We start from the raw sequence: 22,651 nt of genomic DNA on the forward strand, positions 1-22,651 counted from the left end.
CGACAATACTACTAACAAAATGTTAATTGATCAGTAGTATGTTCTAGCTAATTGGTGATGTCATGTATATTTTTGTTTATCATCATAAAAACAAGACATTTAACAACACCGTGTACAAAGTATAGATGAGTTACGGCTAGATGGAAGTAAAAAAATAGCTAAAATTGGCTGTGTAGCTTGTTTTATGAGCTAGGTTATTGTTCGTAAAAAGTTTTGTTTTGCGATATTTTTTCAAGCTCAGTTTTTATTTTTTCTACTGGTACAGGGCGTGAAATAAAGTAGCCTTGACCGTAATCAACGCCTATTTCTTTAAGCGCTAAAAATATGTCTTCATTTTCAACATATTCTGCAACCGAACGCTTATCTAAAGAGCGGCTAATATCATTAATTGCTTTTACTAAGGCCAGATCGATAGGATCATTGAGCATGTCACGTACAAATGAGCCATCAATTTTTACATGTTGTGCGGGCAACTGTTTAAGGTAGTTAAAGGTGCTAAACCCGGTGCCAAAATCGTCGATTGAAAAGTGACAGCCAAGGCGGTTAAGTTTTTCAATCATGGCTCTGGTCGCGGTCAAGTTATTAATACTTGCTGACTCGGTTATTTCAAAAATAACGCGTGTTGCGGGTAAGTTAAACGCCTCAAGAGTCGACTCAATATGCGGAAGTAACCGTTCATCTAAAAATGACTGGGCAGAAAGGTTAATGGCTATTTGATTGAGCTCTGGGTTCGCTGCAATCGCCGCAATTGCATTACGAATAACACATTGATCCATTAAATAGGTGTCATTGAGTAATTCAAGAGAAGGTATAAATTGGTTTGGATAAACAAGTTCACCATCGAGCTTTAATCTCAGTAGAGTTTCAAAATAAGCTATTTCACCTTTTTTAAAGTCCCAAATAGCTTGGTAATGCAACTCAACGTGATCTTGCTGTAAAGCTTGACGAATACTGTGACCCCACTCAAGTCCGGCTTGTAAGGTATTATGACTCGCATCGTCTTTTGAGTAGCAATGGACCAGGTTTCGGCCTAAATTTTTGGCAATATATAAGGCGATATCAGCTTGTTTTAAACACTCACTCGGGTCGTTATTGGCTGCGGTGATCTGAGTTAATCCGATAGAGCAGCTAATCGAATATACTTGCTCTTGTGATTTAAACTGATGCCCTTCAATGGCCATACAGATACTTTCGGCAACCAAGTGAGCATCTAATAAATTGATATTTTTCAAAATGACAGCAAATTCATCACCACCAATTCTACAAACAAGATGTTCATCACTTATATTGGCGGTAAATAACTGGGCCACCTCTTTTAAAACGATGTCACCTTGTTGATGTCCTTTACTGTCATTGATAATTTTAAAGTGATCTAAATCAATGTAGATAAGTGCATGCTCAACATCAGCATAGGTATTGCTTGTTTGGCAAATACGATTTAATTGTTGGTCAAAATAATAGCGGTTATGCAGTCCTGTTAAGGTATCGTGTAGTGCAAGGTGGCGCAGTTGCAGTTCAGCTTGTTTACGCTCATGAATGTTATCAATGGTGGCAGTAATCGTTGCCGCACTGCTACTATTTTTTATTAGTTGTAAGCGACACTCAACCCATATTGCTCGGCCATCCTTATGGATGATCTGAATTTCAACTTTTTGTTGTTCGATACCATCTTGTAAAATTGTACTGATAGTACTTAATAGTTTTACCTTGCATTCATCAACACAAAAATCAGTTAGGGATTTAGTTAAGGTGTGCTTTATGCCATAGCCGCTTAATGATTCCCAAGCTGGGTTAATAAAGCGAATAAGTCCTTGCTGATCAAACTCAAGCACAACGGTATTTAAGTGTAATAAAATACGTTGGTGAGCAGAAAATAACTCCTTATAGCGGCTTTGACTTTGGCTTAATTGTTCAACTTTCTGTGCAAATTCAGCATAACTGACCATAAAGTCTTCGCGACGAGCTGCATGATCGCAAACCTTACTTAAAAAGGGTTGTTCATAAGGCGCGCGGATAAAGTCAGTGATACCAGAGAGCAGTAACTGTTCAGTGTAATCAGCATCGTTTGTTTCAATTATTGTAACAATGGCTTGCTTAGGGTTATGCTGTAAAATGTTTTTAACAAGTTCACTGGCAGGGCCTGCATGAGCAGCCGTTGCGTCAAGCAACACAATCGAAAATGCCTGCTGCAAATAAATTGCTAGAGCTTGTTTATTTGTGGTCGCGCGCGTGCATGTAAAATTCAGCGCTAAGGTTTGTTCAATTTCAGCAGCTTTGCCATCATCAACTTCGACTAACAGCAAGTTTAAGCGGCTGCTTTTTTCTAACTGTGTTGATAATACATTGGCCAATACCTGCGGTAGCATATCTTGGCGTTCAAAAGGTAATACCGCGTCAATTCCGTAGCTGCGTGCCGTTGTTTCAGCAATACGCTCACAATAAATTGGCGGAGTCAGCACTATGGGAGTGTTTTTTGGCGTTTTTAATAACCCCGAGCGAATCATCCGAGAAAATCGCCAACCATCTATTTTCCCCACATCGAGACCTGTAATAACAATATCGACAGCTTGATGCTTTAAAAAGTCGAGCGCTTGAGTGGTGTCAGCCGCTTCGATAAAAGTAAACACATTTAGTTTAGTAAGAGTTGACCTAATAGTCTGACGCTCAGTCACACTGGCGTTTAAAATCAGCAACTTTAGCTGCTTAGCCATGTAGTCATTACCTCTTATTAACCCATGCTTAATTTGATGGATTAGGATAATGCCATTTGTCCCGAATCACAAGAAAACATTAACCTGTCACCAATCTTAGTTGAGCAATAGGGTTGATACAGTTAAACTTGGTGCGACTTTTTTGATCTGGATATATTTGATATGCGCGTTGCTGACTTTAGCTTTGACCTCCCTGATGAACTGATAGCTCGTTTTCCGAAAGAAGATAGAACAAGTAGTCGCCTACTCACGCTAGATGGCCCGTCAGGTGCACTTGAACATAAGGTATTTAGCGATATTTTAGCGTTAGTGAAGGAAAATGATTTACTGGTATTTAATAATACTAAAGTGATTCCTGCGCGTATGTACGGGCAAAAAGAGTCAGGCGGTAAAGTTGAAGTGTTAGTTGAGCGCGTGCTTGATGAACACAGAGTACTTGCTCATGTACGCGCTAGCAAATCACCAAAAGAAGGCACCACCTTAACTCTTGAAGGTAAAGCAAAAGCGACTATGGTGGGGCGCCAAGGTGAGTTATTTGAATTAGAGTTTACAGATAGCGACAATGTGTTAGAAATTTTAAACGACATTGGCCATATGCCATTACCGCCATATATTGACCGTCCAGACACAGAAGATGACCGCAAGCGCTATCAAACAGTGTACGGTGAAAAGCCAGGAGCCGTCGCGGCCCCTACAGCTGGTTTACATTTTGATGACGCATTAATGGCCGCGCTTAAAGATAAAGGTGTGAATATGGCCTTTGTTACCTTGCACGTTGGTGCGGGCACTTTTCAACCGGTGCGGGTAGACTCGGTCGATGACCATATTATGCATTCAGAATATATCGAAGTTCCACAAGACGTAGTGGCTGCTGTAGCCAAAACTAAAGCCAATGGCGGACGCGTCATTGCCGTGGGAACGACTTCTGTACGTTCGTTAGAATCTGCCGCTAAAATGAATGGTGGTGAACTGGATAGTTACTTTGGTGATACCGATATTTTTATTTATCCGGGTTATCAATTTAATGTTGTTGATGCCATGGTGACTAACTTTCACTTATCAGAATCAACGCTTATCATGTTAGTAAGTGCTTTCTCAGGTCAACAGAACATCATGCATGCATACCAAATAGCAATAGAACAAAAGTATCGCTTTTTTAGCTACGGTGATGCGATGTTTTTGACCCGTAAATAGAAATTTATTTGATGATTCTAAAAGCCCGGCAAAATGCTGGGCTTTTTTACTTTTAATCTTCAGCTTTTACCCCAATTAATAGTAATGCCATAGTAACTAATGGTAGAATCGAGCGGTTAAATTATAGCTTGTTGGTATGTTTTACCGACATCAGTAGTTGGACTGTTTTTCCGACATTGAGGATGATATGAAATTTGAATTAGACCGTACTGACGGTAAAGCGCGCCGCGGCCGCTTGATTTTTGATCGAGGTGTAGTCGAAACACCTGCATTTATGCCTGTAGGTACCTACGGTACTGTTAAGGGCATGACCCCAGATGAAGTAAAAGATACTGGCGCGCAAATTTGCTTAGGTAATACATTTCATTTAATGCTTCGCCCAGGAACTGAGATCATCAAACAACATGGTGACTTACATGACTTTATGAATTGGGATCGTCCTATCCTAACCGATTCAGGCGGCTTCCAAGTTTTTAGCCTTGGCGCAATGCGTAAAATCACTGAAGAAGGTGTATTGTTTAGCTCACCAGTAAACGGTGAAAAAATCATGCTTTCGCCAGAAAAAGCCATGCAAGTACAGCGTGACTTAGGCTCAGACATCGTAATGATTTTTGACGAATGTACGCCATACCCTGCCACTGAAAAAGAAGCTAAAGACTCAATGGAGTTATCACTTCGTTGGGCTAAGCGTTCGAAAGAAGGTCACGGTGATAATCCATCAGCTTTATTTGGTATTATTCAAGGTGGTATGTACCCTGAGCTTCGCGCTCAGTCGCAACAAGGCCTTGAAGAAATAGGCTTTGATGGTTATGCATTAGGTGGTTTATCTGTTGGTGAGCCTAAAAATGAGATGATCAACATTCTGGATCACTGCGCATATAAAATGCCAGAGAACAAACCGCGTTACTTAATGGGCGTAGGTAAACCAGAAGACTTAGTTGAAGCGGTACGCCGCGGCATCGATATGTTTGACTGTGTAATGCCAACCCGTAACGCGCGTAATGGCCACTTATTTGTCACCGGTGGTATTGTTAAAATCCGTAACGCAGTGCATAAAACAGATACGGGCCCACTGGATCCTGAGTGTGATTGCCATACTTGTAAAAACTATTCACGTGCTTACTTGCATCACCTTGATAAATGTAATGAAATTTTAGGTGCGCGACTAAACACAATCCATAATTTACGTTACTATCAGCGTGTAATGGAAGGCCTACGCAACGCGATTAGCGAAGGCAAGTTAGATGAATTTGTTAATGATTTTTATGCTCGCCGTGGCCAAGAAGTGCCAGAGCTTGCAGATATAAACGATTAAATTTTATAAAAATTAAAGAGGAAGTGTTATGAGTTTATTTATTTCAAACGCCCACGCGAGTGCGGCAGGTGCAGCACCAGCAGGTGGCGGTTATGAAATGCTAATTATGTTAGCCATTTTTGGTTTAGTGTTTTACTTTTTGATTTATCGCCCACAAGCTAAGCGTGTTAAAGAGCATAAAGCACTTATGAATGCGATGGCAAAAGGTGATGAAGTACTAACACAAGGTGGTTTAGTGGGTAAAATTGCTAAAATCGCTGAAGATAAAGACTTCATCGTTATTTCATTAAACGATCAAGCTGAAGTAACAGTACAAAAATCTGCTGTATCTGCAGTATTGCCTAAAGGCACAATGAAGTCGCTATAATTAAAATCATAAGGACAGGCACGTGTTAAACAAGTTTCCATTATGGAAGTATTTACTTGTTCTCGCTGTGATAGCAATTGGCCTTTTATATGCTTCACCTAACTTGTATGGCCGTGATCCGGCTATACAAGTTTCAGGGGCAAAAGGTGCAGATGTTGAGCTCAGCGTATTAGATACAGTAAATGGCATCCTCAAAGACAATAACGTTACAGTGAAATCTACCAAGCTTGAAAACGGACAAATCTTAGTTCGTTTCAAAAATGTAGAAGAGCAGCTAAAAGCACAAGATTTACTGCGTAATTCACTAAGCGAAGATTACATTTCAGCCATTAATATGGCCCCGGCGCAACCTCATTGGCTGAAAAGCCTTGGTGGTAACCCAATGAAGTTGGGCTTGGATCTGAGTGGCGGCGTTCACTTTACAATGGAAATCGACATGGTGACAGCCGTTGATAACGCGCTGGAACAAATGGAGCAAGACTATAAGAGTGATTTGCGTGGTGAAAAACTTCGCTATCGTTCAGTGCGTCGTGTTGCTAATAGCGAGCGTATGCGCGTTGAAATGCGCAGCGAAGAAGATAAAGAGGCAGCAGAGCGTTTTTTACAGTCTCGCTACCCGTTACATACCTTCATTGATGATAGCTCAAATGACAATGCGTTTTATGCCAACCTTAGTGAGCTAAAGCTAAAAGAAATTCGCGATTATGCTATCAAGCAAAACGAAACGATTATTCGTAACCGTATTAACCAAATTGGTGTTGCAGAGCCAAACGTACAGCGCCAAGGTGCTGAGCGTATTATTGTGCAATTACCAGGTGTACAAGACACAGCTCGCGCGAAAGAAATACTCGGTGCAACTGCAACCCTTGAATTTCGTGAAGTAGACGAAAATGCCGATCCAACGGCTGCAGCACAAGGGCGTATTCCAGCTGGCACAGAGATGATCATGAGCCGTGATGGTTACCCTGTGGTGCTTAAAAAGCGCATTATTCTTGAAGGAAGCCATATTACAGGTGCACAATCAGGTGCCGATGAATATCAACGTCCACAAGTAAGTATCAGCCTTGATAGCAAAGGTGGCGCGAAAATGAATGCGTTCACTAAACGTGCCATTGGTAAACGTATGGCGACGGTATTCATTGAATATAAACCATCAGGTAAAAAAGATGCCAACGGTAAAGCACTTCCGCCAATTAAAGTGGAAGAAGTAATAAACGTTGCGACTATTCAAGCCCGTCTTGACCGTTCATTCCGTATAACGGGGATTGATAACCCTGCTGAAGCGCATAACTTAAGCTTACTGCTTCGTGCAGGTGCACTTGTTGCGCCAATTCAAATTGTTGAAGAACGTACTGTTGGTCCAAGCCTAGGCCAAGAAAATATCGAAGCAGGTATGACCGCAGTCGCATTAGGCTTCTTATTCGTACTGATATTTATGTTGGTTTATTACAAAGGTTTTGGCTTAGTAGCAAACATTGCACTCGCTGCGAACCTAGTGTTGATAGTGGGTGTTATGTCTCTTATTCCGGGCGCGACACTAACGTTACCAGGTATTGCGGGTATTGTACTAACTGTAGGTATGGCCGTTGATGCCAACGTACTTATTTTTGAACGTATTCGTGAAGAACTTGCTGATGGCCGTAGTCCTCAACAAGCGGTTCATCATGGTTACGACAGTGCATTTAGTACTATCTTTGATGCAAATATCACTACCTTAATTGCAGCGATTATTTTGTTTGCTGTGGGTACCGGTCCAATTGCAGGCTTTGCCGTAACATTAGCGATTGGTATTTTGACTTCAATGTTTACAGCAATTGTTGGTACGCGTGCCGTGATCAACTTATTTATCGGCGGTAAACGTGTCGATAAGCTGTCAATTTAAGGAGCGATAATGCAAATTTTAAAATTAGGCGGCCGAACGTTAAAGTTCATGTCGTTACGAAAAGTTGCAATGGGTATTTCAACCTTGCTTATTCTGGCTTCACTAGCGTCAATCTTTGTAAAGGGCTTAAACTTTGGTTTAGACTTTACCGGTGGTACAGCCGTTGAAGTCGGCTTCTCGCAACCTGCAGACTTGAAAAAAGTACGTGCGGTTCTTGCTGAGAATAATTTTGCAGATGCATCGGTGCAGTTGTTTGGTTCTAGCCAAGAAATCTTAGTACGTTTAGCACCGCGTGGCGATGACGTAAAAGCAGAAGTTATTGGTAACCAAGTTATTGCGGCACTTAAACAAGCTGACGACAGTGTAGTAATGCGCCGTATTGAGTTTGTTGGCCCAAGTGTAGGTGAAGACTTAAAAGAGCAGGGTGGCCTAGCCATGTTAACTGCACTTATCTGTATCTTAATTTACGTTGCATTTCGCTTTGAGTGGCGTTTTGCATTGGGTGCAGTTTCAGCACTTCTGCATGATGTGATCATTACTTTAGGCTTGTTCTCAGTACTAGGGTTAGAGTTCGATTTAACCATTCTTGCTGCAATACTTGCAGTAATAGGTTACTCACTTAACGATACCATTGTTGTATCTGACCGTATTCGTGAGAACTTCCGCAAGGTGCGTATCGACGACACGATTGAGATCATCGACATCTCACTTACGCAAACCCTTAACCGCACATTAGTGACATCAATTACCACAATCTTGGTATTGGTTGCACTGTTTGTATGGGGTGGTCAAACAATCCACGGTTTTGCCACAGCTTTACTGTTTGGTGTGTTTATTGGTACCTATTCATCAATATATGTTGCCAGTGCTGTCGCTATTACAATGGGTGTAAGTAAAGAAGACTTGATCCCAGAAGTGATTGAAAAAGAAGGTGCAGATTTAGATCCAATGCCTTAGATATTAATCAAAGCAGTAGAACTAAATGTATCTTTAAAAACCGCTCTTTGAGCGGTTTTTTTATTGTAGGAACAGGGTTTAGCCGTGATGCTGTTGGGTTTGCGAACTATGTAAAACCAATCGGCGCTAAAGCGCTCTCCTACGTGTAAATATACCGTAGGAATAGGCTTCAGCCGTGATGGTGTTTAGGTTTGCAATCTATGTAAAATCTATCGGCGCTAAAGCGCTCTCCTACGTGTAAATATACCGTAGGAACAGGCTTCAGCCGTGATGGTGCTTAGGTTTGCGAACTATGTAAAATCCAATCGGAGCTAAAGCGCTCTCCTACGTGTAAATATACCGTGGAAACAGGCTTCAGCCGTGATGGTGTTTAGGTTTGCGCTCTATGTAAAACCAATCGGCGATAAACGCTCTCCTACGCGTAAATATATCGTGGGAACAGGCTTCAGCCGTGATGCTGTTTAGGTTCACGATCTATGTAAAACCTATCGGCGCTAAAGCGCTCTCCTACGATTAGGTATATCGTAGGAACAGGCTTCAGCCGTGATGATGTTTAGGTTTGCGATCTATGTAAAATCTATCGGCGCTAAAGCGCTCTCCTACGGGTAAATATATCGTGGGAACAGGCTTCAGCCGTGATGGTGTTTAGGTTTGCGCTCTATGTAAAACCAATCGGCGCTAAAGCGCTCTCCTACAAGATGCATTAATAACCCGTTGCCAAAGCCCGAGGCTCAAGCTGCCATCGTCTGCGACTAATTTAATTATTGCTGTTTCTATAAGGTGAATTTTCATATAATGGGCGCTATTCGTTGTTTTTTATGCAAGTAATCAATCTATGCTTAAGCTATTTCTTCTGATTTGCCTTTCAATCACAGTGAGTGCGTGTGGTGATAATACTCAATCTCAGCAACCTGAGTTAACAGTTGAGCCAGTGCAAGTGACTTTGCTTGAGCAGTATCGTAATCAAGCGGCTAATGTATTAACGATTATTTACGCTAACGAAGGCGCTGAAAAGCTAGAGCAAGAGTCTGCTAAATTAGTTGAGTTGTCGCAGTTATTATTAAATGAGTTAGCTGCTGAGGTCCCGCAATGTAAACGCTATTTAACAAGTTTAAACGCTGCTGCAAGCGAGATGGTCAATTTATCAGTTGAAAAAATTGCAAGCGATTACCTTAATGGCCACAAATTGCCTAACTTTAATAAGCCTATTTGCTATCACATTAAAGAAGTCTTAGTACATGGTGCTACGGTGCAAGCTATTGCACGGCAAGGGCTTAATAACAAGCTCGAATACAAAACGGCAGAGCTTGATATAATTGAAGCCATTGCTCACTTTGATCAAGTAGAGGCCGAGCTTACTGATTGAGCAATATAAGTGACATAAATTTGTCATACATACTTGCTACTTTAACCGCCTCTTCTTAATAGTAATTGGTTTGGTGATAGGTGAGTATTCAGCGAGTTTCATTAGAAAATATACTACATAACAGTGATATAACAACCCTATTCCAACCTATTTTTGATATTTCAGGTAAACAAATTTTAGGCTATGAAGCATTAAGTCGCGGGCCTAAAAATAGTGTGCTCGAAATGCCCTATGAACTTTTTAAAGCTGCTATTCATTACGATAAAATTTCAGAATTAGAGTTACTATGTCGCTCTAAAGCGATTGAAAACTTTGTCAATCTCAATTTAAAAGGTAAGTTATTTTTAAACGTTAGCCCGAAAACACTGTTAGATCCTTGTCACCCAAAAGGTGAAACTTTACATCTAATCGAACAGTTTGGCTTAGCCGCTAGTCGAGTTGTTATTGAAGTAACTGAACAAGAAAAAGTTGATGATGGCTTCTTATTATTAAAAACAATCGCACACTATCGTAAGCTTGGCTTTTCTATCGCCATCGATGATTTAGGTGCGGGTTACTCGGGTTTAAAACAGTGGTCTGAGTTATGCCCTGACTTTGTCAAAATCGACCGTTACTTTATTGATCATTGTGACCATAGTGTGGTGAAAAAAGAGTTCTTAAAATCAATTATAGAGCTTGCTAAAGTCACCAAAACACAGGTGATCGCTGAGGGCATAGAGCGTATCGAAGAGCTTTATTTATTAGAAAGCCTTGGTATTGTAAACGCTCAAGGTTTTTTGCTGGAGCGACCAACCACCACTCCAAGTGCTGAGTTTAATAGCCAACAAGTTGAACGGCTTAACTTCATTCCAGCAAATAACCAGTTTGAACAATCAATGGCCATCGGTTGGTTAGCTATAGAGCAGGACGCCATTGAAAGTGAAACTCGTTGTAAAGATGCTCATAAAATATTTGAGCAAGATAAAACGATAATCAGCATCGCAGTGTTAAACGAGCAACAGCAACCTGTAGGTCTTCTACATAAAGACCAACTGACCGAAGTTTTTGCCGCCCCATATGGCCATGCACTATACGATAAGCAACCGGTCACGGCATTAATGCATAAACAGCCGTTGATTGTAGATGAAAACCAATTGCTTGATACGGTAAGCCAGCAAATCACTGAAAATGATTTTGATATTCGTCGTCATATTATTATTACTCGCGAAGGCCAGTATTTAGGGTTAGCACCATTGCGCGATATTCTTAAACATATTACTGATGAAAAAATTCGTCATGCGCAACATGCTAACCCACTAACGATGCTACCAGGTAATGTGGCAATAAATGAAGCCATTGAGCATCGCTTACGCGGTAAAAATGGGTTTTCGCTTGCTTACATAGACTTAAATCACTTTAAGCAATTTAATGACTTATACGGCTACGCCAGTGGTGATAGTGTGATCAAGTTACTGGCCGATGTCACAGTGCAAGCATGCGCGAATATTCCAAGCTTTGTTGGTCACATTGGCGGTGATGATTTTATGGTTGTGTTCGACAGTGATGAAGCGGCTCTCGTGTGTAATTATATAATCAGTGACTTTGAAAGCAAAGCTAGGGCATTTTTTACCCCTGAGCATATTGCCAGTGGCGGCTATTGGGCAAGTAACCGAGAGGGGCAAAAGCAATTTGTGCCTTTATTAACGTTATCGATTGGTCTGGTTGAGCCCGACTTAGCACTGTGTAATAACAGTCATCAAGTTGCCGCCTTAGCAACCGATGCAAAAAAAGAAGCGAAGCGATATAAAGAAAGTCACTTGTTTATTTGTAAGCGCCGCAGCCCAACCCCCGCTGTGGTTAGGTTAACGCCAGAAAAAAAAGCACTCTAATTTAAGACTTGAGTATTTACTCATCAAGGTGTAGCGTAGAAAAAACACTCTGTATTAGCCCTAATGAAACGAGCCTTTTTTTATTTTCCCTTACACGCGATATTGTTTTATTGCGCTACGCTCACTGCACAAACCATTAATGTAGCTCAAGAGCCAAGAGCACAATATAAGCGTGATGAGTACTTAAGTGAGCTACTCAAGCAAGCGCTGCATGTTGCTCAATACCCCGTTCAGTTAAATCACGTTATTGTGCATCCACATCAGCAACGTGCGCTGATCACGCTAGAAGATAGCAATGTCGACTTGTACTGGAGTATGACCAGCCCAGAACGAGAAACACTGGCTATAGCAATTAAGATCCCACTTTATCGTGGTTATATTGGCAAACGAGCATTAGTAACTAGTCGGCAATTATTGCCGCTATTTGAAAAAGTCACTACAATTGAGCAATTCAAACAGCTCAGCGCTGTCCAAGGGCATGATTGGCCAGATACAAAAATATTGGCACACAATGGCTTAACTGTTAGGCCGCTTGCCAATTACGACGCGATGTTTAGCTTAACTGCAAAAGGCCAAGTTGATTATTTTCCTCGCTCATTTATTGAGGTAGCGTCTGAGCTTAAAGAGATTGATAATCCCGAGTTAGCTATAGTGCCTAATCTGTTTATTAGTTACCCAGCTGCATTTTATTATTTTGTATCAAAAGAAAAGCCAGAGCTTGCCGATGCGATTGAAAAGGGGTTAATTAAACTGGAGCAAACAGGGGAGTTTAAGGCGCTATTCGAAAGTTATTTTTTGCAGGATTTAGAATCTCTCCCTTATGCTACAACGAAAACAACCGAGCTTGAATTAGTAAACCCTTATTTTGAAAATTAAAAAAGGAGCCAAAGCTCCTTTTTTAATTAACTAGCGCTTTAGCGCTGTAGTGACTCAGTTAAAACTGGACGGATCTCACGAATAATCGCTTGTGTCAGTTTTGGTGCACCACAGATAAGGTTGCCGCTTTGGTTATAGTTATTACCGCCAGCGAAATCTACAATCATGCCGCCTGCTTCTTTAACCATTAACTCACCCGCAGCACTGTGCCAAGGTTTTAAACCAATTTCAAAGAAACCATCAACACGGCCCGCTGCAACATACGCCATATCTAACGCTGTACAACCTGCACGACGAATATCAGCAGTGTGAACAAACAATGCTTTGAATGCTTCAGTGTATGCATCCATGTGGTGTTTGTTTTTATACGGGAAACCTGTAGCAAGTACAGTGCCTGCAAGAACGGTGGTTTTGCTAACGCGAAGACGTTTACTGTTTAGCTGTGCGCCTTGACCACGTGATGCTGTGAAAAGCTCACCACGAATAGGGTCATAAATTACAGCTTGGTCTAAACGACCTTTAACTTTTAATGCGATAGAAATCGCGAAATGAGGAAGACCTTTGATGAAGTTAGTTGTGCCATCGATAGGATCGACAATCCATTGGTAATCTGCATCCTTGCCTTTGTGCTCACCTAATTCTTCGCCCACAATAGAGTGAGTAGGGTAAGACTGTAAAATAGTGTCGCGGATTGCGGCTTCAGCTTCTTTATCAATATTCGTTACTAAATCGTTAGTGCCTTTTTGTTGCACTTCAACTTTTGATAAATCTTCACTCGCGCGAAGTAAAAGTTTGCCTGCGTTACGCGCAGCGCGAACCGCAATGTTTAACATTGGATGCATGGTTTTACCTTTGGGTTGTAAAAGAACGTTTATATATTTTAAGCCGGCGTATTTTAGCGACTTTTGCCACAAAGTAAACAATAAACCCTAAATAGTTTTGAGTGTTTTTTGTACATCTTTGTTTGGGAAGGAAAAAAGCTGTAGAGTTTTAAGCTTTAAGTCATAAGTAATATCCAGTGCTACTAATCATTGGCGCTTAATTTGTTTTTTAGGCTGTTTAACATCGCAGATAGCTCTTTTGTTTCCTGTAACCAACTGCGCCCTGCTCTTTATTTATGAATTCAATTTCAATTCCAATATATATTTGAGTACGAGCCTCAGAAAGTGATGATCTTGCAATATCAAGAAAGCGTTTCTTTTCTCTACTATTATACCCAAGCTACCTCAATATACAGAATTCAGCGTTTCACAGGCGCTTAATATCAAGGCGTTACTTTGCAAGAATGGTCATCCCTTTTAAGAAGTAACAACGATGAGAGTAAGCACCTGTGAAACGCCCGAAGGGTTGGTTTAAAAGCGATTTATTCTGCGTTATTGATTTTAGCAATAGAACCACTATTACTTGCAATCAATGCCTTGCCTAAATCGCTTTTAATTCCAACTGAAACTCGCATCTTGAGGTGGTTTGGGTATATATCTACTCATCCCTTCAGCGATAATACTAGGAACAGATAAGCCTGAGCGAGTTAACTGGTCACGAAAGCCAAAGTCTGTAATTTGTTTTGTGTGAATATAAATATCAGCACTTAATCTTGCTGAACGTTTCCATACTTCTAGTTTTTCAAAATTCATCATGTAATTCCTTTTTAGGTACTTAATTATATAGCTTAGATTTGAGTCTATGGTCAAATTAAAAGTCGAGATTATTAGAACTTTAAGTGTGTTTGAACGGGTAGCTTAAAGCTTGCAGCTTATCGCTTAGAGCTAATATACGTGCTACAATCCCCACCAATTTTTTGTATGAGTTAAGTAACACCGCAATGATCTTAGATGACATCCGTATTGTTTTAGTAAACACCTCGCATTCAGGTAATATTGGTTCTGCAGCACGTGCAATGAAAACCATGGGCTTATCAAAGCTTTATTTGGTTGACCCAGCATGTGAAGTTGATAGTCATGCTAGTGCGTTGGCTGCGGGTGCGACCGATGTACTAGGTAATGCGGTGATTGTTGATACCGTTGCAGATGCTATTGCTGATTGTGCGCTTACTATTGGTACCAGTGCTCGTTCACGTACTTTGTCTTGGCCTATGGTTGAGCCCCGTGAATGTGGTGAAAAACTTGTCGATGAAGCTGTAAATGGTCCTGTTGCGTTGGTGTTTGGCCGTGAAAACAGTGGCCTAACTAACGAAGAATTACAGCTTTGTAACTATCATGTATGTATTCCTGCTAACCCAGAGTACAGCTCGTTAAACTTAGCCATGGCAGTACAAACGTTGTGTTACGAAACGCGCATGGCTTTTTTAAATCAACAACCTAAAAAAGTTGAAGAAGACGAAGCGGTATACCCAAGCTCAAAACAAACCGAGCTATTTTACGACCACTTAGAAGAAACACTCCATAACACCGGCTTTATTATTAAACAGCACCCAGGTTTAGTTATGACCAAGTTGCGTCGTTTATTTAACCGCGCACGCCCAGAAGACGCTGAAATGAATATTTTACGCGGCATTCTAACGTCAATAAACAAGTCTATAAAATAAGCGAAAGTTATAAGCACTTTTACTGACTAATACTTGACTAAATTACTCAGGTAATTACAATGAACACAATACTTGACCAAAAAGGTCGGGTATTGAAGTATATTGAAAGCTCTAAGCTCTAAGCTCTAAGCTCTAAGCTCTAAAGCCGTTTCAATATAATACTTGACTATTTTACTCTGGTAATTAAAATTTGCACTCTTTTGTGCGGGGGCTTCATGAAGTTAACATCAAAAGGCAGGTATGCCGTTACAGCTATGCTCGATGTTGCACTACATGCAAATGTAGGTGCCGTGCCCCTTGCCGATATTTCAGAACGACAAGAAATTTCTTTGTCATACCTTGAGCAATTATTTGCCCGTTTACGTAAAAATGGTTTAGTAAGCTCAGTGCGTGGTCCAGGTGGGGGTTATTTACTTGGTCGCGACTCAAGCACAATTTCAGTCGGCGATGTAATAAGCGCCGTTGATGAATCAGTTGATGCAACGCGCTGTCATGGCGCAACAGGCGGATGCCAAAGCGGCATGCGTTGTCTGACCCACACATTATGGTCAGACCTAAGTGCACGAATTGAAGACTTTTTAAATGGTATTACCCTTGCTGAATTGGTTGAGAAGTCCGACGTGAAAGAAGTCGCATCTCGCCAAGATAACAGTGTTAATAATGCAATTAAGCAATTGGAAAATATTCAAGTAAGCTGTCAACTATAAGTTGGCGCCAGCGGAGATAGAAATGAAGTTACCGATTTATTTAGATTACGCAGCAACCACGCCAGTTGACGAGCGTGTTGCAAAAGAAATGATGCAATGCCTAACAATGGACGGCAATTTTGGTAACCCTGCATCACGTTCACACCGTTTTGGTTGGCAAGCTGAAGAAGCGATTGATCAGGCTCGTACTGATATTGCTGATCTAATTAATGCAGACCCACGTGAAATCGTTTTCACCTCGGGTGCAACAGAATCAAACAACCTTGCAATTAAAGGTGCAGCACAGTTTTACAAAAAGAAAGGTAAGCATGTAATTACCGCTAAAACTGAGCACAAAGCTGTTATCGATACGTGTCGTGAGCTTGAACGTCAAGGTTTTGAAGTAACCTATATGGACGTTGAAGAAAACGGCCTACTTGATCTTAAAAAGCTTGAGCAAACAATGCGTGAAGACACCGTGTTAGTAAGCATCATGCACGTGAATAACGAGCTAGGTGTGATTCAAGATATCGCGACAATTGGCGAAATGTGCCGCGAGCGCAAAATCATGTTCCATGTTGATGCAGCGCAAAGTGCAGGTAAAGTATTAATCGACATCCAACAGCTTAAAGTTGATTTTATGTCGTTCTCTGCTCATAAGGTTTATGGTCCTAAAGGTATTGGTGCACTTTACGTACGTCGTAAGCCGCGTGCTCGCCTTGAAGCACAAATGCACGGTGGTGGCCATGAACGTGGTATGCGTTCTGGTACCCTTGCAACTCATCAACTAGTTGGTATGGGTGCAGCGTTTAGAATTGCAAAACAAGATTTTGAAAAAGATCATGCTCACATCAGTGCGCTTCGTAAGCGTTTAATTGATGGCATTATGGCTGATATGGACGAAGTGTACTTCAACGGTGCGCAAGACCAATCAGTACCAGGAATTGTTAACATCAGCTTCAACTTTGTTGAAGGTGAATCGTTATTAATGGCTGTTAAAGATATTGCTGTATCATCAGGTTCTGCCTGTACATCAGCAAGCTTAGAGCCTTCTTATGTATTACGTGCGCTCGGCCGCAATGACGAACTAGCACATAGCTCAATTCGTTTCAGCATTGGTCGTTTTACCACCGAAGAAGAGATTGATTATACCGTCAATTTAATGAAAAACTCTATCGGTCGCTTACGTGAGATGTCTCCTTTATGGGAAATGCATCAAGAAGGTGTTGATTTAGATTCAGTTGAGTGGGCACATCATTAATTGATGGGCACACCCACTAGCAGGTAGTGAGGATAGTATTATGGCGTATAGTGATAAAGTAATTGATCATGTTGAAAACCCACGTAACGTAGGTGTTTTAGACAAAAACGATCCATCAGTAGCAACTGGTATGGTTGGCGCACCAGCATGTGGTGACGTAATGAAACTGCAAATCAAAGTATCTGATACTGGTGTTATTGAAGATGCTAAGTTCAAAACATATGGTTGTGGTAGCGCAATTGCGTCTTCATCACTTGTTACAGAGTGGGTGAAAGGCAAAACCTTAGACGAAGCTGCAACGATCAAAAATACTGATATCAGTGCTGAGCTTGAGTTACCGCCAGTGAAAATTCACTGTTCTATTTTAGCGGAAGACGCAATCCAAGCAGCAATTGCAGATTACAAAAGTAAACAAGCGAAGTAAGAGATAATCATGGCAGTGACATTGACAGACGCGGCTGCAAACCGTGTAGAATCATTTTTAGCAAATCGCGGAAAAGGCTTAGGCCTGCGCGTTGGCATTAAAACGACGGGCTGTTCAGGTCTTGCTTATGTTCTTGAGTTTGTAGACGATTTATCTGAAGGCGACGAAGTATTTGAATCCCAAGGGGTTAAGGTAATCGTTGATGCTAAAAGTTTAGTATACATTGACGGCACTGAGCTGGATTACACGAAAGAAGGTTTGAATGAAGGGTTTAAGTTTATTAACCCAAATCAAGCGGATGAGTGTGGTTGTGGCGAAAGCTTCACAGTATAACTAGGCAACGCAATTGTTTTATTAAGCCCTGCACCTGTAGGGCTTTGTTCTATCTGATATTTATATGGTTTGATAATGCGCTATTTTGAGTTGTTTGCAATACCCGTTGATTACCAAGTTGACTTGGCAACAGTAAATAAAAACTACCTAGAGCTACAACGTGCTGTGCATCCAGATCGCCACGCTAACAGCAGTAGCCGTGACAAATTATTAGCAGTGCAGAATGCCGCTGAAATTAATGACGCACTACAAACACTTAAGCACCCGGTAAAACGTGCCGAATACATGCTAAGTGAGCTCGGTGTTGATATTCGTGCTGAACAGCAAACCTTGCAAGATCCGCTATTCTTAATGCAGCAAATGGAACTACGCGAAGAGCTTGAAGAGTTAAGCTCTAGCCAAGATCCAGATGCAGCGATTGCGCAGTTTGAACAGCAAATAAAACAACTCGATAGCCAATACAGCGCACAGCTTGCAGAGCAACTAGCAAGTAAAGATGAACAGCAATGGCAGCTAGCGGCAGATAACATTCGTAAGCTTAAGTTTGTTTATAAATTACGTGATGAACTAGAACGTATTGAAGACAGTTTATTCGACGATTAATTTTTTAACTTACTCATAATAGTAAGTCAAAGCGAGTTAAAAGAGCATTATGGCATTATTGCAAATTGCTGAGCCGGGGCAGAGCGCGGCACCACATGAACATAAGTTAGCCATAGGTATCGACCTTGGCACAACCAACTCATTAGTAGCAACTGTTCAAAGCGGCGAAGCACGCACACTAACTGATGTAAGTGGTGCAGCTATGTTACCGTCAGTGGTTCGTTATCAAGCCGATAGCGTTACTGTGGGCGAGCAAGCAGTGCAAGCGGCGACTCAAGACCCTGCAAATACGCTTATCTCTGTAAAACGCTTTTTAGGTAAAACTCAAACAGAAATACAACAAAGCTATGGCCAATTGCCTTATGACTTTTGTCAGCATGATGGTGCCTTAGCAATCAGCACAGCTGCGGGCAATATCAGCCCAATCACAGCTTCAAGCGATATTTTGAAAGCACTTAAACAACGTGCAGAAGAGAGCTTTGCAGGGCAAGACATTTTAGGTGCCGTGATCACCGTTCCCGCTTATTTTGATGACGCTCAGCGCCAAAGCACGAAAGATGCAGCAGAGCTTGTTGGGATCAATGTACTGCGTTTATTAAATGAGCCAACAGCAGCGGCAGTTGCTTACGGTTTAGACTCAGGCCAAGAAGGCATTATCGCGGTTTATGACTTAGGTGGCGGTACCTTTGATATCTCTATACTACGTTTAAACCAAGGTGTATTTGAAGTATTAGCAACCGGTGGTGATTCAAGCTTAGGTGGTGATGACTTTGACTCATTATTAGTGGATCACTTTAAGCGTGAAACTGGGGTAATGAACCTATCGCCTTCGGTACTTCGTTTATTCATCAATAAAGCTAAAGCTTGCAAAGAAGCATTGAGCCAATACGCAAAAGTGAACGTTGGCCTTGAATTTGACGATGAAAAGTACATGGTTGAAGTCACCCGCGAAAAGTTTGAAGAGCTGGCAATGACGCTAGTGAAAAAAACACTGCGTTCATGTCGTCGTGCAGTAAAAGATGCTGGCATTGAAAATGACGAAGTATTGCAAGTGGTAATGGTAGGCGGCTCGACCCGCATGCCGATTGTACGTAACCAAGTAGCTGAGTTCTTTAATAAAGAGCCATTAACATCGATTGACCCTGATCGCGTTGTAGCCTTAGGTGCAGCATTGCAAGCCGACGTGCTGGTAGGCAATAAGCCTGACTCAGACATGCTATTACTTGATGTACTACCGTTGTCGTTAGGCCTTGAAACCATGGGTGGTTTGGTTGAGAAAATCATTCCGCGTAACACCACAATCCCTGTTGCACGCGCACAAGAATTCACCACCTTTAAAGATGGCCAAACAGCTATGTCATTGCATGTACTGCAAGGTGAGCGTGAATTGGTTGACGACTGCCGTTCATTAGCTAAATTTAGCTTAAAAGGTATTCCAGCTATGGCCGCTGGTGCTGCACATATTCGCGTCACCTTTAAAGTGGATGCGGATGGTTTATTGAGTGTGTCAGCAATGGAAAAATCAACGGGTGTAAAAGCGGATATTCAAGTAAAACCGTCATTTGGTTTATCAGACGACCAAGTTGCAAACATGCTTAAAGAGTCAATGACAAACGCGAAAGACGATATGCAAGCGCGTATGCTCAAAGAGCAGCAAGTAGAAGCGTTACGCGTGATTGAAGCGCTGGAAGCATCACTTGCTAGCGATAGTCAATTGCTAGATGAAGCAGAGCTAAATAATTTAAAAGCTGAAATTGCAGAGCTTGCAGCAGTTAGAGAATCAGCCATTGAGCCAAGTGATATAAAAGCAGCCATTGAAAAAGTAGACAACGCCAGCAGCGTATTCGCTGAGCGTAGAATGGATGCATCGATTAAAAAAGCACTGCAAGGGCAGTCAGTAGACAACGTTTAAAGAGGTTAGAATGCCACAAATTATTTTTCTTCCCCATCCGGAATTATGTCCTGACGGCGCCGCAATCGAAGCACCAACAGGTGAAACAGTTTTAGATGTTGCTTTAAAAAACGGTATTAGTATTCCACACGCCTGTGAAAAATCATGTGCGTGTACTACTTGCCACTTAGTAATTCGTGAAGGTTTTGATTCACTAGATGAAAGCGACGAACTAGAAGATGACATGCTAGATAAAGCCTGGGGCTTAGAGTCTGAGTCACGCCTTGGCTGCCAAGCAATCATTAAAGATGAAGATCTCGTGGTTGAAATACCAAAGTATAATCTCAATATCGTTAATGAAGAGCATTGAGTTAAAGTGTAGCTGTAAGATAAGAGCTATAAGCCGTAAGCTGTAAGCTTTAAAGAAAACACCGCGCTCAATGTGAACGCGGTGTTTTTGTTTCTGCTATGAAAAATCTGCTCAAGACAACTCAGCTCTCGTCAACTGACTGGCATTGGTGTGTAATTTTGCGTAGCCGGAGTTTTACGCCGAGCGGTTGAAAAGTTCATGGCTAAAGTCATTTCCCACGTGTTTATAGTTTTTTGGTAGGAGTCGGCTTTAGCCACGAAAGATATAACAGATTTACTGACAAAGAAGTTAAGAGGCGCTGCGTTTAGAGAGAAATTGTAGGCGGGGCGTTTAATTACTTATAACTTAAAACTTACAGCTTAGGGCTCAAGTCTGATAGCTACTAACGGAGGCCTCATGTCACATTTAGTTTTTACTGATTCGTTTATAAATGGTGAGTTTTATAAAACCGATTCGCGATTTAGCGTAGATGATCCAGCTACCGAAAAAAGTATAGTAGAAGTCAGTGATATTGATGATGATGGAGTTCATAAAGCCATCAAAGCCGCTCACGGCGCATTTGTAAAACTTAAATCTACTAATGCTTCATCGCGTAGTGAAGTATTAATGCGTTGGTACGAATTAGTTATAGAGCACAAACAAACCCTTGCCGGGCTGATGACTAAAGAGCAGGGTAAGCCACTCAAAGAATCCCTCGGTGAAGTAGAATATGGTGCTGGTTTTATAAAATGGTATAGCGAGCAAGCTAAGCGTAGTTATGGCGATGTGATCCCACCGACAGACAATCAACACCGTTTAACTAGCTTTAAGCAACCAATTGGCGTAGTAGCTGGCATTACTCCTTGGAACTTCCCTATAGCCATGGTGACTCGTAAAGTAGCCCCGGCTTATGCCGCAGGCTGTAGTTTTGTATTAAAACCATCAGAACATACGCCGCTTTGTGCGCTTGCACTGGCTTATTTAGCTGATCAGGCAGGTTTTGAAAAAGGGGCATTTAATGTATTGGTATCTGAGAACGCGAAAATGGTCGGTGAACTGCTAACAGAATCTGAGCTTGTTCGTAAGTTCACGTTTACCGGTTCAACCGGTGTAGGTAAGCAATTACTAACACAATGTGCGTCCACAATTAAGCGTACCTCAATGGAGCTCGGTGGCAATGCGCCGTTTATTATTTTTGATAATGCTGATTTAGATGAAGCCGTTACAGGTTTAATGGGCGCTAAATTTAGAAACGCAGGGCAAACCTGTGTGGCAGCAAACCGTATATTCGTACAGCGCAGCGTGTTAGATGAAGTCGTTAAAAAGTTAAATGAAAAAGTAGGTTTGTTAAAAGTTGCTCATGGCTTTGAAGAAGATAGCGATATTGGCCCGTTGATTTATGGCAAAGCCAAACAAAAAGTTCAAGAACTACTCACCGATGCTAAACAAAAAGGCGCAGTTCAAATAAATGCTGTCAAAGAATTAGGCGGTAACTTTCAAGCACCTGTTATTTTAACTGGCGTTACCCCTAAAATGGACATTTACCATCAAGAAGTATTTGGCCCTGTGGTCAGCATTATCGCATTTGATGAAGAAGCCGAAGCACTTGCTCTGGCTAACGACGTACCGTACGGTCTTGCTGCTTATTTTTATAGCCAAGATATAAAACAAATCTACCGCGTAAGCGAGGCACTCGAGTACGGCATGGTAGGGATCAACGAAGGGCTGATCTCCAACCCCGTTGCTCCTTTTGGTGGTGTAAAACAATCAGGCCTAGGACGAGAAGGCGGCCACCAAGGCCTTGACGAATATCTAGAAGAAAAATATGTGTGTATGAAAGTCTAGCTGTAGGGCGGTAAGCTATAAGTTTTAAGCAGCCCGAGAATTTTTAAGTATTGACATAGTAACTTGTTATACTCAAACTTTTTGGCTTACCGCTTACCGCTTACCGCTTACCGCTTACCGCTTACCGCTTACCGCTTACCGCTTACCGCTTACCGCTTACCGCTTACCGCTTACCGCT

19 protein-coding genes and 2 pseudogenes are annotated in these 22,651 nt (G+C 41.6%); 17 read left to right on the forward strand and 4 right to left on the reverse strand.

The genetic code is table 11. From position 1 onward, the window contains the following. Nucleotides 1-194: 194 nt before the first annotated feature. Nucleotides 195-2,711: an EAL domain-containing protein gene (locus tag NQT69_RS15585; protein ID WP_256828609.1), complete on the reverse strand. Its 2,517-nt coding sequence runs from the start codon at nucleotides 2,709-2,711 to the stop codon at nucleotides 195-197. Between the two features lie 162 nt (nucleotides 2,712-2,873). Between NQT69_RS15585 and queA the strand changes: the two genes are divergently transcribed. The 8 genes from queA to NQT69_RS15625 all read left to right on the forward strand — a co-directional run bounded on the left by queA (nucleotide 2,874) and on the right by NQT69_RS15625 (nucleotide 12,536). Then, nucleotides 2,874-3,905 carry a tRNA preQ1(34) S-adenosylmethionine ribosyltransferase-isomerase QueA gene (gene queA, locus NQT69_RS15590; RefSeq protein WP_256828610.1) on the forward strand — a complete coding sequence of 344 codons (1,032 nt, stop codon included), beginning with the start codon at nucleotides 2,874-2,876 and terminating at the stop codon, nucleotides 3,903-3,905. A 187-nt stretch (nucleotides 3,906-4,092) separates the two neighbouring features. Further along, entirely contained in the window at nucleotides 4,093-5,220 is a 1,128-nt protein-coding gene (tgt, locus tag NQT69_RS15595) for a tRNA guanosine(34) transglycosylase Tgt (RefSeq protein ID WP_256828611.1), read from the forward strand. A gap of 28 nt (nucleotides 5,221-5,248) precedes the next feature. Then, a complete protein-coding gene (yajC, locus tag NQT69_RS15600) occupies nucleotides 5,249-5,587 on the forward strand; it encodes a preprotein translocase subunit YajC (RefSeq protein ID WP_256828612.1) in 339 nt (112 codons plus the stop codon). Between the two features lie 22 nt (nucleotides 5,588-5,609). Beyond that, a complete protein-coding gene (gene secD, locus NQT69_RS15605) occupies nucleotides 5,610-7,469 on the forward strand; it encodes a protein translocase subunit SecD (RefSeq protein ID WP_256828613.1) in 1,860 nt (619 codons plus the stop codon). Between the two features lie 9 nt (nucleotides 7,470-7,478). Beyond that, nucleotides 7,479-8,426, forward strand: coding sequence for a protein translocase subunit SecF (gene secF, locus NQT69_RS15610; protein ID WP_256828614.1), 948 nt, complete (start codon nucleotides 7,479-7,481; stop codon nucleotides 8,424-8,426). 835 nt (nucleotides 8,427-9,261) lie between these two features. Beyond that, on the forward strand, nucleotides 9,262-9,792 hold the full coding sequence (locus NQT69_RS15615; protein WP_256828615.1) for a hypothetical protein: 531 nt from the start codon (nucleotides 9,262-9,264) through the stop codon (nucleotides 9,790-9,792). An 80-nt stretch (nucleotides 9,793-9,872) separates the two neighbouring features. Beyond that, nucleotides 9,873-11,660 carry a GGDEF domain-containing protein gene (locus tag NQT69_RS15620; protein ID WP_256828616.1) on the forward strand — a complete coding sequence of 596 codons (1,788 nt, stop codon included), beginning with the start codon at nucleotides 9,873-9,875 and terminating at the stop codon, nucleotides 11,658-11,660. 63 nt (nucleotides 11,661-11,723) lie between these two features. Next, on the forward strand, nucleotides 11,724-12,536 hold the full coding sequence (locus NQT69_RS15625) for a substrate-binding periplasmic protein (RefSeq protein ID WP_256828617.1): 813 nt from the start codon (nucleotides 11,724-11,726) through the stop codon (nucleotides 12,534-12,536). Nucleotides 12,537-12,574: 38 nt separating this feature from the next. On the opposite strand, the gene suhB is transcribed toward NQT69_RS15625, so the two are convergent. The 3 genes and pseudogenes from suhB to NQT69_RS15640 all read right to left on the reverse strand — a co-directional run. Next, nucleotides 12,575-13,378 carry an inositol-1-monophosphatase gene (gene suhB, locus NQT69_RS15630; protein ID WP_256828618.1) on the reverse strand — a complete coding sequence of 268 codons (804 nt, stop codon included), beginning with the start codon at nucleotides 13,376-13,378 and terminating at the stop codon, nucleotides 12,575-12,577. Between the two features lie 217 nt (nucleotides 13,379-13,595). Beyond that, nucleotides 13,596-13,733 (reverse strand): annotated as a pseudogene (locus NQT69_RS15635) (hypothetical protein); the annotation flags it as partial. 281 nt (nucleotides 13,734-14,014) lie between these two features. Continuing rightward, nucleotides 14,015-14,170: pseudogene (locus NQT69_RS15640) on the reverse strand (four helix bundle protein); the annotation flags it as partial. Nucleotides 14,171-14,358: 188 nt separating this feature from the next. Here NQT69_RS15640 and trmJ point away from each other — a divergent pair. The 9 genes from trmJ (at nucleotide 14,359) to NQT69_RS15685 (ending at nucleotide 22,473) form a co-directional block, all read left to right on the forward strand. After that, nucleotides 14,359-15,081, forward strand: a complete 723-nt coding sequence (trmJ, locus tag NQT69_RS15645; protein WP_099296829.1) for a tRNA (cytosine(32)/uridine(32)-2'-O)-methyltransferase TrmJ — start codon at nucleotides 14,359-14,361, stop codon at nucleotides 15,079-15,081. 215 nt (nucleotides 15,082-15,296) lie between these two features. Then, nucleotides 15,297-15,788, forward strand: a complete 492-nt coding sequence (iscR, locus tag NQT69_RS15650) for a Fe-S cluster assembly transcriptional regulator IscR (RefSeq protein WP_256828619.1) — start codon at nucleotides 15,297-15,299, stop codon at nucleotides 15,786-15,788. 22 nt (nucleotides 15,789-15,810) lie between these two features. Then, the gene (locus NQT69_RS15655) at nucleotides 15,811-17,028 is read left to right on the forward strand and encodes an IscS subfamily cysteine desulfurase (protein ID WP_087533306.1); all 1,218 of its coding nucleotides are present in this window, start codon (nucleotides 15,811-15,813) and stop codon (nucleotides 17,026-17,028) included. A 40-nt stretch (nucleotides 17,029-17,068) separates the two neighbouring features. After that, nucleotides 17,069-17,452: a Fe-S cluster assembly scaffold IscU gene (gene iscU / locus NQT69_RS15660; protein ID WP_087533305.1), complete on the forward strand. Its 384-nt coding sequence runs from the start codon at nucleotides 17,069-17,071 to the stop codon at nucleotides 17,450-17,452. Between the two features lie 9 nt (nucleotides 17,453-17,461). Beyond that, a complete protein-coding gene (gene iscA / locus NQT69_RS15665; RefSeq protein WP_058560437.1) occupies nucleotides 17,462-17,785 on the forward strand; it encodes an iron-sulfur cluster assembly protein IscA in 324 nt (107 codons plus the stop codon). A gap of 75 nt (nucleotides 17,786-17,860) precedes the next feature. Beyond that, nucleotides 17,861-18,388 (forward strand): co-chaperone HscB, encoded by a 528-nt coding sequence (hscB, locus tag NQT69_RS15670; protein ID WP_256828620.1) that lies wholly within the window; start codon nucleotides 17,861-17,863, stop codon nucleotides 18,386-18,388. Nucleotides 18,389-18,437: 49 nt separating this feature from the next. Beyond that, nucleotides 18,438-20,300: a Fe-S protein assembly chaperone HscA gene (gene hscA, locus NQT69_RS15675; protein WP_256828621.1), complete on the forward strand. Its 1,863-nt coding sequence runs from the start codon at nucleotides 18,438-18,440 to the stop codon at nucleotides 20,298-20,300. A gap of 10 nt (nucleotides 20,301-20,310) precedes the next feature. Further along, a complete protein-coding gene (gene fdx, locus NQT69_RS15680) occupies nucleotides 20,311-20,649 on the forward strand; it encodes an ISC system 2Fe-2S type ferredoxin (protein ID WP_087533302.1) in 339 nt (112 codons plus the stop codon). 396 nt (nucleotides 20,650-21,045) lie between these two features. Continuing rightward, nucleotides 21,046-22,473, forward strand: a complete 1,428-nt coding sequence (locus tag NQT69_RS15685) for an NAD-dependent succinate-semialdehyde dehydrogenase (RefSeq protein ID WP_256828622.1) — start codon at nucleotides 21,046-21,048, stop codon at nucleotides 22,471-22,473. Nucleotides 22,474-22,651: the final 178 nt, after the last annotated feature.

It is taken from the genome of Pseudoalteromonas shioyasakiensis (assembly GCF_024518675.1).
GTDB lineage: Bacteria > Pseudomonadota > Gammaproteobacteria > Enterobacterales > Alteromonadaceae > Pseudoalteromonas > Pseudoalteromonas shioyasakiensis_B.